11 protein-coding genes are annotated in these 11,751 nt (G+C 53.0%); 6 read left to right on the forward strand and 5 right to left on the reverse strand.

What is annotated here, in order from left to right:
• Positions 1 to 131: 131 nt before the first annotated feature.
• Genes ACFPLB_RS10200 through ACFPLB_RS10215 form a run of 4 tightly spaced genes read right to left on the reverse strand, consistent with a single transcriptional unit; the run spans position 132 to position 4,975 of the window.
• A complete protein-coding gene (locus tag ACFPLB_RS10200; protein ID WP_378229259.1) occupies positions 132 to 1,196 on the reverse strand; it encodes an MBL fold metallo-hydrolase in 1,065 nt (354 codons plus the stop codon).
• Positions 1,193 to 2,869, reverse strand: a complete 1,677-nt coding sequence (locus ACFPLB_RS10205; RefSeq protein ID WP_378229260.1) for an ABC transporter permease — start codon at positions 2,867 to 2,869, stop codon at positions 1,193 to 1,195. The genes ACFPLB_RS10200 and ACFPLB_RS10205 overlap by 4 nt, the downstream gene beginning before the upstream one ends.
• Before the next feature lie 17 nt (positions 2,870 to 2,886).
• Entirely contained in the window at positions 2,887 to 3,843 is a 957-nt protein-coding gene (locus ACFPLB_RS10210; protein WP_378229261.1) for an ABC transporter substrate-binding protein, read from the reverse strand.
• A 55-nt stretch (positions 3,844 to 3,898) separates the two neighbouring features.
• The gene (locus tag ACFPLB_RS10215) at positions 3,899 to 4,975 is read right to left on the reverse strand and encodes an ABC transporter ATP-binding protein (RefSeq protein WP_378229262.1); all 1,077 of its coding nucleotides are present in this window, start codon (positions 4,973 to 4,975) and stop codon (positions 3,899 to 3,901) included.
• A gap of 181 nt (positions 4,976 to 5,156) precedes the next feature.
• Here ACFPLB_RS10215 and ACFPLB_RS10220 point away from each other — a divergent pair, with 181 nt between their 5' ends.
• The 6 genes from ACFPLB_RS10220 (at position 5,157) to ACFPLB_RS10245 (ending at position 11,342) form a co-directional block, all read left to right on the forward strand.
• Entirely contained in the window at positions 5,157 to 5,405 is a 249-nt protein-coding gene (locus ACFPLB_RS10220; RefSeq protein WP_378229269.1) for a hypothetical protein, read from the forward strand.
• Between the two features lie 85 nt (positions 5,406 to 5,490).
• The gene (locus tag ACFPLB_RS10225; protein ID WP_378229263.1) at positions 5,491 to 6,450 is read left to right on the forward strand and encodes an AraC family transcriptional regulator; all 960 of its coding nucleotides are present in this window, start codon (positions 5,491 to 5,493) and stop codon (positions 6,448 to 6,450) included.
• Positions 6,451 to 6,565: 115 nt separating this feature from the next.
• Positions 6,566 to 6,745, forward strand: coding sequence for a hypothetical protein (locus ACFPLB_RS10230; RefSeq protein ID WP_378229264.1), 180 nt, complete (start codon positions 6,566 to 6,568; stop codon positions 6,743 to 6,745).
• A 27-nt stretch (positions 6,746 to 6,772) separates the two neighbouring features.
• Positions 6,773 to 7,297 carry a tail fiber domain-containing protein gene (locus ACFPLB_RS10235; protein ID WP_378229265.1) on the forward strand — a complete coding sequence of 175 codons (525 nt, stop codon included), beginning with the start codon at positions 6,773 to 6,775 and terminating at the stop codon, positions 7,295 to 7,297.
• 1,122 nt (positions 7,298 to 8,419) lie between these two features.
• Positions 8,420 to 9,514 carry a hypothetical protein gene (locus ACFPLB_RS10240; protein ID WP_378229266.1) on the forward strand — a complete coding sequence of 365 codons (1,095 nt, stop codon included), beginning with the start codon at positions 8,420 to 8,422 and terminating at the stop codon, positions 9,512 to 9,514.
• A 13-nt stretch (positions 9,515 to 9,527) separates the two neighbouring features.
• Positions 9,528 to 11,342 (forward strand): ABC transporter ATP-binding protein, encoded by a 1,815-nt coding sequence (locus ACFPLB_RS10245; protein WP_378229267.1) that lies wholly within the window; start codon positions 9,528 to 9,530, stop codon positions 11,340 to 11,342.
• Between the two features lie 25 nt (positions 11,343 to 11,367).
• Here ACFPLB_RS10245 and ACFPLB_RS10250 read toward each other — a convergent pair whose 3' ends face one another.
• Complete coding sequence (locus ACFPLB_RS10250) at positions 11,368 to 11,682, reverse strand: CDP-glycerol glycerophosphotransferase family protein (RefSeq protein ID WP_378229268.1); 315 nt, start codon at positions 11,680 to 11,682, stop codon at positions 11,368 to 11,370.
• Positions 11,683 to 11,751: the final 69 nt, after the last annotated feature.

Below are 11,751 nucleotides of genomic sequence, written 5' to 3' on the forward strand. Positions count from 1 at the left end.
GTACATGCACAGAATCTGATTTCAAAAATTTACGCAATACTCTGATTGGGTTTCGACCCTAAAGCATTTAGACGCCAGACGGTTAGGTCTGACGTCAAATAAATGCGGCTAAAACAAGAGATCAGAGCATTTCATCCGTTTTTCGTGAAAACAAGAAATGCTCTGACAGCGTCAGCAGTGTCATCATCACAAAATGCATAAAGCGTCGTCTGCGGGCGCACAAGTTTGTGCAGCCAGACGAGGTCGTGCAGGTGCGGATGCACGTTCCAGCGTAGAAAACCAGCACGGCCTTTTTCGATTGCAGCTTTGGCCGGGCTGCCTGCCTCGACATGGCCGGTTATCAAAATCTGCACATTATTCTTGTTGGCAAAACGCGCCATGAGTGTTTTTGAAAGCCCTGCCGTAGTTGCGCCATTGGCGGCGATCATTGCCCCTTGTGCATCGGATTTGGCATCAAGACGGCCTGCATGGGAAAGCATATGGCCAAGGCGGTCCCGGCCGCCTTCAACCAGCGTTGCTGCGTCGCCTGCCAGCATCAGTTCGGCGCTGCGATGGTGTTGATCACATATGAAAACCGGACATCCGGCTTCATGCAACAGCACGGCAATTTCAACACCACGGCCTGTGGGCGGCAAAGGCAGCAGCAATGGGCCTTTGCGTGCAGCATCAATTAGAGTGCTGATGGCGTCGGTAATATCCGTGTCATACGCTCCATAGGACGCATCGACGATCAGCGTTTTTGCGGCAAGTGGCGTATCGACCGGATAGAGCAGGCTTTCTCGGCAAAAATCACCCGAATAGAGCACGCCTTCTTCTCCGCTGATCCGCATCCAGATGCCTCCGGCGGCGTGACCGGCGCGGCCGGTTTCCACAATAACCCCGGCAATTTCCACCTGACCCTGCAAAGGCAGGATCAATGCCTCCGCCAGCTTTGGATGCCCTGCAAAAGCCTTGGTCATGGCCGTGGCGTAAATGGGAGGATTGCCGACCTGATCAGCGAGATGGAGGCCGCCAATATGATCGGCATGGCCGTGGCTGATCAAGATGGCGTCCACCGTGCCGATGCCGCTGAGGTCGGGGAATTGACCTGGTGCGCCTTCGCCCAGATCGAGCAGAAAACGCGCCTGTCCGGTTTCAATCAGAAAGCAGGCGGGGGCTTTGCCGCCAAGCCCGGAAACGGCTTTGGCGCGGATCACAACAGGCTGCCTCTTTTGCCCATGAGGCTAAGAACCACGAGCGGGAACAAGGTGGTGATGAGAATGGTGATGAAAGCCATGGCCATGCCCAGACCAACCGATCCCTGTTCAAACTGACGCCAGATATAGGTGGAGATGGTCTGCATGCCTACCGGGGCAACAAGGATTGAGGCGACCAGTTCGCGCGTTGCAACGGCAAAGACCAGCAGCATGGAGGCAAGCAGGCTCGGGAAAATCAGCGGCAGGAGAATGCGGCGGAATGCGGTTAAGGGACTGGCCCCGAAAACCCGCGCGGCCGCTTCGAGATTATCGCCAAGCTGATGAAAGGCAGCCGTGGCATAGCGCACGGGTTGCGGCAGCAGAATGCAACAATAGGCCAGAAGCAGGATGAGCGCGGTGTTGTAAGGTGTGATCGGCAGCCAGGGCTGGTTCCAGGCAAGGATGAGGCCGACGGCAACAACAATGCCCGGCAAGGCATTGGGCAAGATGGTCAGCACATCGAGCACACCGCGGCCGCGCATTTTGGATTTCACCACGGCATAGGCTGACAAGGCGCCCAGAAGGCCGGTTAGGAGAGCTGCTGTAACGCCAAGACCCAGGCTGGTGCTCAATGCGCGCAGGGCGCCGGTGCTGTCACTGAAAATAGTGATAAAATTGCCAAAGCCCAGATTGGACCATGTCAGCCCCCCCGAAAGAGTGCGTGACAGGGCTGTCGCCAGAATGGCGAGGAGCGGAGCGCAAGTGGCAAGAAAAACCACCAGTGCAAAGACGGCGACGACTGGTGCTTTCCAGCGTCCGAGTTCGCGCTTTTCAAAGCTTTGCGGCTTGCCATTGGTGGTTTGATAGGAGCGGCGGGTAATGAGCCAGCGCTGTACCAGAAAAGCACCAAAGCTCAATACGACCAGAATCAATGACAAAATGGCGGCCCCCGGCAGATCGATGGGCCAGTCGGAAACGCGCAGATCAATGCCGGTCACCAGAACGTCGAAACCGGCGCGGCGGCCCAAAGCTGCAGGTGTTCCATATTCCTCGATGGCCATGGCAAAGACCAGAAGCAGGCTGGCGGCAAGGCCAGGTGTCGATAGCGGCAGCGTGATGCGCAAAAACGCCTTCCAGCCGGATGCGCCAAAGACACGCGCCACATCGGCATATCGCGACCCGACCGCTTCAATGGTGCGCGAGACGGCAAAATAGACCACCGGGAAGGTGTTGAGCGTCATCACAAAAATGATGCCCCAGATGGAAAACAGGAATGGCGCCAGATCAAAGCCGAACAATTGGAAGAGATAGCCGCGTGGTTGCAGCGACATGATCCAGCCCAGCGTGGCGATATAGGGCGGGATCATGAAAGGAACCAGCATCAAGATATCCCAGACCAGCGCTCCGGGCACACGAAACAGGGAGCGCATGACCGCCAGCGGTACGGCGATGAGTGCCGATAGTGCGGCGACACCAAGCCCCAGAAGCATCGTATTGCCGGTCATACGCAAGAGTTTTGCATCACCCAAGGTTTGGGCAAGGCGCGAGAAAGGTGCGGCCAGCGAGCCGCGCCCCAGTTCTGGAAAGATGGCCTGAAGAACAATCAGGGCGAAAGGCACAACGACAACGATGACAAGGCCGATTGCTGCCAGGAGCACTGCCGGATTGACCGGCTGAACGCTTTTTGCCCCCATTGCTCCAGAACCCTTTATTACTGACCGAAAATGGTGGCAAAGCTGGCCAGCGTATCTGCACGACCGGCATAGACGGCTTCAGAATCGATCTTGAGGATGTTGAGATCGTTGATCAGCGGGCGGTTTGCCGCAATGTCTGTGCGTGAGGGCATCAGATTGGTTGCAGCAATAATGGCCTGACCTGCATCGGAGAGCATATAGTCAATGAAAGCCTTGGCCTCATCCTGATTTTTGGACCAGTTGAGGATCATGGCCGGGCGTGGCGCAATCACGGTGCCTGATTCAGGGAAAATCACTTCGATGGATTCACCCTTTTCCTTGCCATTGAACGAGATGTAATCCACTGCGCCAAACACGGCGGCCTTGGCACCTTGCAAAACAGGGTTCAGCGCTTCGGCATTGGCTCCGGCAACGATGGCGCCATTGGCGGCAAGGTCTTCAAACAGCTTCCAGCCACTTTGCGCTTCGAGGGCTGCCACCAGTTCAAATGTTGCGCCGGACTGGGCCGGATCGGGCAGATTCACCAGATCCTTGTATTCCGGCTTGGCCAGATCGGCCCATTCCTTGGGTGCTGGCGTGCCGCTATTAGGGTTCCATGCGATGGCGAGCGCGGAAACACCCTGTGCTACAGTGGTTTCTGATTTCAGGAAATCAGGCACGTTTTTGGCGTTCGGGCTGGTGTAGGGCAAAAGCCAGCCGCGTGCGGTGAAGTCCGTGGCTGTATCCCAGGATGCGGAAATCAGCACATCCACAACCGGATTGGCGGCTTCCGATTCAATGCGAGCCATGACCTTGCCGGTGGTGGCCTGAAAAAATTCAACCTTGATGCCACTTTCTTCGGTAAAGCCAGCGGCCAGTTTTTCGATCAGCGAAGCAGGGCCGGCAGTGTAGACTGTAACATCGGCATGAGCGGTTCCGGCTATAGTTAAAGCGGCGAGTACGGAAAGACCGGCGCGACGAATATTGGTCAGCATATGACACTCCTGTTATTAAGTTTGGGCCTGTTAAGTTTGGGCTATTGAATTGAGGCTATGGGGCTTGGCCTGCTTGCGCCGGAAACCAGCGGAGGCAATCGGAGACAATCTCCAGCCCGATGCGCTCCCCCAGGCGCATGCGGGAATTGCTGGCAATCTGAAGCACCAGATTGTCAGCGCCCTCAGTGACAGCAATATCGGCCAGATAGGCATTGTCACGGAACTGCACCGCCTTGACCGCGCCGGTCAAAACTGCCTGCTCCGGGGCGCAGGCCTGAAGCGAATGCGGTGAGATCAACACCTGCGCTTCATGACCAAACGGGGCATCCGGGCCCAAAGCGTGATCGGACTGAGCAGAACCAAAGGCCCAGCCTGTGGCGGTACGGCGCATATTGGCAACAGTGCCAAGGCGCAAAAATTCGGCGATCTTGGCACTGGCGGGTGCTTCAATCAGCTCTTCGGGTGCTGCCAGTTGAGCGATAAGCCCATGATCCATAATGGCAACCTGATCGGCCAGGGTAAAAGCCTCGCTCTGATCATGGGTTACATAAATCGCTGTAAGGCCAAGCTGACGGATCAGGCTGGCCAGTTCACCCACCATGTTTTCACGCAACTCACGGTCGAGATTGGACAATGGCTCGTCAAACAGCACGATGCGTGGCTCGGCAACGATTGCACGGGCAATAGCCACACGCTGCTGCTGGCCGCCGGAAAGCGCGCCTGGACTGCGGTTGGCAAGATGTTCAAGCTCGACACGCCGCAGCGCTTCGATCACGCGCCGGTCACGTTCGGCCTTGCCGATTTTGCGCATTTCAAGAGGAAAGCCAACATTGCCTGCAACGCTCAGATGCGGCCAGAGGGCATAATCCTGAAACACCATGCCAAGACCGCGCTTTTCCGGTGGCAGGAAAATACCATTGCCTGCAACCAGCTCTTCCTCAATCCAAACCTGGCCAAAACTGGGAGCCAGCAGCCCTGCAATGAGACGCAACAAGGTGGTTTTGCCACAGCCGGATGGACCCAGAAGGGCCAGCGTATTGCCTGCTGGCAAGGCGATATCGATGCCTTTGAGAACAGGCGTGGTGCCGTAATCCAGACGTAAATCACACGTCGATACTGTGTTGGCTGTCATAAGGTGCCCAGACTAAAGCCTGTCTTTCGAACCGGGACCCAGTTCGAGATAAAAACAAAGGTTTAAAGCGGGTCGTATGAATCTGAAAGAAACGCGACACGCTTTAAAATCATGTTAGCCCTGAGGCCGTCCGAGCAAGACGCTAAACGTCTTGCATGACAGTTTGACGACAAGATAGCTGTTGTGCAGCAGATCGCTTGTTCATGCGCTCGTTCTTGGCGGAGAATATTTCAACGCTCTGCCAACCGACCAGAACCCGGGCCGTCGCACTGGCGAGGATGAGAAATTCCAGGTCACCCAATGGGCACTATTTGCTGAAGATGAATGGTGTATGACCGATACATTCGCCCTGACTGACGGGCTTGTGCATGGACCGCCTGAGTTTTTCTGCCCCGACATTCCCGGAACCGGTCACAAGAGTTTTGTTTGACACCGCGTGCACGGGTTTCCTAGTCTTTCCCGGCGTTCTTGCAGTTTATCCTGTTGCGAACCACTTTGGGGGGATCTTGCAGACAATGTCCGCCATTTCCTACTTTCTATCGAAAGATTACAGAAAAGGTGATCGCCTTGCAGTTCTGCATGATGTCTATGCTTCTGTTGAACGGGTCCATATTGATGTCATCGGAGATGAGGAACCGTATTTCAACGTTGCTACACGGTATCTGCCTGATATAGCACTGCTGGACGCGACAATCTCACCGATGTCGCCGCGCAGAACGCGCGAGCAGGCCAGTGACGGCAAGGATGATCTGGTCTTTGCCTTCATTGAGAGCGGCAAGGTGAGCTTTGCCCCGCAGGGTGGAAGCGAGTTCGAGTTGAAAGGCGGCGAAGCCTATCTCGGGCTCAATACGCGGGCGTCAAGCCACACATTGGTTGGCGCGCCGAGGTTTTTTGATATCACCATCCCCCGCGCCGTACTCGATCCTCGCGTTCAGGTGTGCGACTATGCGGCCATCGGCAAGCTCACACCAGGCCCGGCCCTGACGCTGCTCAAACACTATGCGCAGGCAATCATGCAGACCGAGAAGCGGTTTGATGAGGTGCTTGCACGCAGGACAGCGGACCATCTGCTTGATCTTGCAGCACTGACACTCGGTGCGCGCAAGGATTATGCCGAACATGCATCCGAAAATGGTCTTGCCTTTGCCCGGCTGGCGGCGATCAAGTCTGATATCCGCCAGCATCTGGTCGAGAACTGGCTGACGCTCGATGAGATGGCGCGCCGTCACGGCATCTCGCCGCAATATCTGCGCTCGCTTTTTTACAAAGAAGGCGACACCTTCACCGACTTTGTGCGTTCCGAGCGCCTCGAACGGGCGCACACCATGTTGAGAGATCCGAAGCAGGCACGACTGCGGATCAGCGAGATCGCCTATGCCTGCGGGTTCGGCGACCTGTCGCATTTCAACAAGTGCTTCCGCCAGCGCTTCGCCAGGCGACCCTCCGAGGTTCGCGCAATCGCTCTCGACAGGTGATAAGGCAGGCTGGGCACTGCCCCGAGTAGCGTTTCCCCCAAGCCCTGTGCCCAAGCCGAAATTGGCAAGCCCGATTATACAGTTCACCAACGAATATTTTTTGGGGGCTGTTTCTTTGATATGGCGAAGAAATACATTCCTGTTTGGCGGGACATGGGCAACTCATCAGGAAAACACTGATGATGCAGGCAAGACTGTTGCACCGGGCATGACCGTCCGCGCCAATTATGATGGCCTGTTCTCCAGCGACCAGTTCAGCCATTCCGGCTCCATCGACCTCAATATCAGGTTTTGAACATTCTTTTTGATAGGGGGACCATCAATGTCGAAAATCTTGAGATATGGGCGAGCAATTTTTGCAGCGACACTCTGCACGGCCCTTGCCGCTTGCCAGACCACCACGGGAACGCAAGCGAACCTTAATGACAGCACCCGGGACCGTGCCTTTTGTGAAGAACGGCCGCTTGTCTGCGCCCTGATTGGCGCGGTGGTCATTGGCGGTGTTGTCGCTATTGCCTCGAATAACCGCAGTAAAGGCAGCGTATCCACAGGAGACGACTCAGCAGGAAACGTATCCGATATCCGCCTCAAAACGGATGTCCAGTTTGTCGAGCAGCTTGAGAACGGCATCAATCTCTACGCTTTCCGCTACACTGGCGATGAGCGCGTGTTTGTTGGCGTGAATGCAGCAGAAATCCAGGCCGATCCGCGCCATGCACATGCGGTTCGCAATCTGGGAGGCGACTTTCTCGGGGTGGATTATCAGGCTCTCGGCCTTGAACTGGTCAATGAAGCTGAAATGCGCAAGGCCGGCAGCGCGGCTCTTGCAAGAGCTTTGGCTTCATAGCAACTGGTTGCCGCGGCAGCAAAATGGGCTGAGTTGAAGAGGGTTTGTGATGTTGTCGCTGCATTTGCATTGATTGTTGGTTTCACACCCGGCCTCGGTCTGGCATAGGCCCTGCCAGATGGGACCAGTACGCTCAGTGAGACGCATAGCGACTGAAAGTTCGCTTGCGTTGTACCCGAAGACAATGTGCAGTACTCGGTCTTGCAGTCGCAGGTGAGTGGGTAGAACAATCAGCGCATGCTGACCATCGAACTTGCCTTGCATGATGGCTTCCTACAGTTTGGTGAGGCTTGAATTTTCTCAGTTAGAGCGCCGTGCGTCCTGTCGACGCACAAAGAAAGGACGCTCTAACTCTTTGAATGAGCATCGGAATTATCCAAAAACCGATTCCACTTTTTGATCCGATGCTCTAATCTTTGATGCCACGCATGGGGTCCAGTTTGCGAAACGTCATTCATAACGAAAAGCAACAGCAATTGCGACGATATCTGACCGGCAGAAACGGGGTGGAAATCGGTTAGACGGCTTGTGGGCAGAGAGAGGATATCCACAAGCCGTAAAGGCCGCACAACTCCGCAAGGTATTGCCTGAGTGTCATGAGATTGCGCAGGATCAGACCGTCTCGGTACCCTTCACCATATCCGGGATGCCTTCCGAAACCAACCTCAGTTCTTTTGCCAGAAGTTTGGTCAGCTCCGGCAGATCGGCTTACGTAAGACCTCGATGCCTTGCTTGGTCAGGATCGTCTTGCAGCAGGTTTCGACAAGATCTTTTGCCGTCGATGGCCTCTGGCAGGCAATCGGCGACATCTACACCCTCTACTCACCAACCGAATGCCAGAACCATTTCAAAGCCGCAGGATATGTCTGAATACACGCCGATCCAGCGCTAAAGCCTGTCTCCCGAGACTTGGGAACCAGTTTCGGGATAAAGACATGCGTAAAAACAAAGGCTTAAAGCGGGTCACGTGAATCTGAAAGAAAAGCGACACGCTTTAGGTACCGCATTCGAATGACGCCATGCACGCGGCCCGTCTAGATTTTAACCAAATTCTAGCTATAGTTGCAATAATGGTGATATTATCACTTTATAATTGCATATATCTCGTGGGCATGACTGAAATTGAATATCGATTATGTGATTGCCTGGGTTAATGGAAATGACCCCTGGCATAAGAAAAATCGGCTGAAATTCCCGCCAGATCATTTGGTAAGACAGAATGATCAGGTCGTTGGGGACATACGCTTCGCAGAGAGCGGTGAAATTTACTACTGCATTTCATCAGTGCTCAAATACGCGCCATTTATCCGCAGGATTTTCATTGTTACGGACAATCAGGTTCCCGAACACCTCAACGCCTTTTTTGATGAAAAAAAGTGCGATACTGATTTTATCAAGATCGTCTCTCATGACGAGGTTTTTCATGGTTTGAACGCAGCGAGGCCAAATTTTAATTCTCTGTCGATCGAGTCGGTATTGTGGAGAATTCCAGACCTCTCTGAACATTTTATCTATTCAAATGACGATTTTTTTCTAAATTCGCCTGCCTGCGAAAAAGATTTCTTTGCAAGAGGAAAGCCCGTTCTGCATGGAAAATGGAACAAGCCTGAACGGAGCCGTATTAAGAACATCGTACGAAAAGGCCTGCGCAAGCTGACAGGCAAAGGGCCCAATACAAACCCCACCTTCCGGAAATCCCTCGACAAAGGAGCGATGATTGCCGGTAGTGTGAACGGCTTTTTAGGGATAGGGCATCATCCGCATCCTCTGAGAAAGTCGACGTTCCAGAAATTTTTCCGCCAGAACCCTGAATTGTTAGAACAACAGGTGAGCCATAGATATCGGAATGTCGACCAATTTAATCCTGTCTCTTTGGGTAATCACCTGGAAATTATCTGCAATCAGGTTCACTTCGAAAAGGCTCAAAAATATACCTATATTGACCCATCCAAGAACATGGACATTTCCAGGAAATTTCCAGAGTTGGCGGCAGGATCGACTCCGTTTGGCTGCATTCAAAGTGTTGAACGAATGACAAATTCTGATGCAGATTTATTACATGACATTCTGTGTAATAAATTTGGAGACACTTTACCTGCTCAAATCAGGGGCTTTTTAACTGCTAAAAACGGCCAGTACTCCCGGAAGGTTTTGTCGGGCACAGCCGATGGCCTGGCGACGGCATGGCCTGTCATGTCTAAAGAATGGCGGACCTGACAGGATACGGGTGATGAGCAAAAAGCCAGTCAGGATGGAGGATGCGTTTCCTCTATTGAAGCGCCTGTTTTTTGAAAATTTTCGTCCCTATCGCATACGCTATGCAATAGCATTGACACTCATGGCCATATCCTCGGCTGCGACAGCAGCAAGCGCCTGGATCATGAGGGATATTATCAATGTGCTCTTTGTTGAAGAGGGACAGGAATATATTATTTTCTATGGCGTGCTGGTGGCATTGATATCAATAATCAAAGGATTTTCTGTCTACGGACAGACCATTGTACTTTCCGAGATCGGAAATTCTATCGTCGCATCCATGAAAAGTGCGATGTATCAGAAATTGCTCTTGATGAAGAATGACTATTTTGCAGATAGTCATAGCAGCAAGTTTATTGCTAATATGAACCATAATGCAAACAGCGCCAGAAGTGCTCTAAACCTGATCGCTACCAGCCTGGGCCGTGATCTTATGACGGTTATTGCGCTGGTCATCGTCATGATTGCAGTCGATCCATTTCTGGCCATCGCAGCTTTTATCATTGCCCCTCCGATTATAATCGGCGTCACCAAAATCCTGAGAAAGATCAAGGCTCTGTCGGCGCAAGAGGCTGGTTTTGCCGCAGATATCATCCGTACGGCAATGGAAAGCGCGCGCGGGATCGATGTCGTGAAAACATTTGGCCTTCAGGAAGCCATGCGCACGCGCATGGCTATTGATCTGGCCAAATTCGAGGTGCGCACGAACCAGCTTCAACGTTTGCAAGCATCAACTGGTCCCTTGATGGAGACGATGGGGGGCTTGGCGGTTGGTGGCGTCATTATGTATGCCGCATGGCAATCGACATCAGCCGGGAAAACCCCCGGTGAGTTTATGGCCTTTCTTACGGCTTTCCTTCTGGCTTATGAGCCAGCCAAAAGATTGGCGCGTCTGCAAGTAACCTTACAGCGCAATCTGGTTGGTTTGCGGATGATGTATAGTTTTCTGGATAGTGGCCGGATTGAAAGGGATCAGCCGAATGCCGCGCCTCTCAACGTAACCGGTGGTGAAATCAAATTTGAAGATGTCGTTTTTTCCTATGAAAAATCGAAATCTCCAGTTTTGAAAAATGTGTCCATACAGGCAAAGAGAGGTGAGGTTGTTGCCCTTGTCGGTCCTTCTGGCGGGGGCAAGTCAACCATGTTCTCGCTTTTGCTGCGGTTCATTTCTCCTCAGTCCGGGAGAATTGTTATTGATGGGATGGACATCCAGAACTCTACCCTTGAATCGCTTCGTGACAATATTGCTTCCGTTTCACAAAATGCCTTTTTGTTTGGCGGAACTATTGAAGAAAATATCGCCATGGGCCGCACTGGCGCTTCACCAGAAGCGATAGTGGAGGCTGCGCGCGCCGCCTACGCATATGATTTTATCAAGGCGCTGCCAAAAGGTTTTGCGACGCAGATTGGTGAACAGGGCGCAAAACTTTCCGGCGGCCAGCGCCAGCGGATAGCCATCGCCCGCGCTTTACTCAAAGACGCACCAATTCTTCTGCTGGACGAGGCGACCTCAGCTCTGGACAATATTTCCGAGCGTAACGTTCAATTGGCGCTTGAGACGTTAATGAAGGGCAGAACCACACTTGTTGTGGCTCATCGCCTTTCAACGGTGGCCAAAGCTGACCGTATTTTTGTTTTGGAAGATGGCAAAATTGTCGAGCACGGCAAGCATCGGGAACTCCTCAGACAAGGAGGCCTTTATGCAACGCTTAACGAGTTTGGTTCGCACACCGATGATGCACAAGATTCAGTAGCGTTTCACGCCAGCGCAGCAGTCCACTCATCTTGAAGGAATGGCTGCAACGCCATTGTGATTATCCGTTATCCGGCAAAAGCCTGGATATTTCCTGATAGACCCGTTCACAGCAGCGACCATCGCGGAAGGCGAAGAAACTTTCGCGGCGCTGTGCATAGACAGGGTCTTCATTTCCTTCCAGCGCCTTCTCAATTGCATCCAGAACCTGATCTTGCATTTGAGCTACAGGGCCAAACCCATTGGCCGTGTAGTCAAAATAACCTGGCCGATAACCATGATTGCTGCTAAAAAAATCTGAGTGGTCGAATTGATAATATACAACTGGTTTCCGAATGTACGCGGCCTCAAAAGCAGTAGATGAATAATCAGTTATTAGGTTGTGGTGACGATTTAACTATCTGAGCCATATTGCGATTGCAGCGAGTTTGACGAAGCCCATGAA

Source organism: Aquamicrobium segne (assembly GCF_042656785.1).
GTDB lineage: Bacteria > Pseudomonadota > Alphaproteobacteria > Rhizobiales > Rhizobiaceae > Mesorhizobium > Mesorhizobium segne.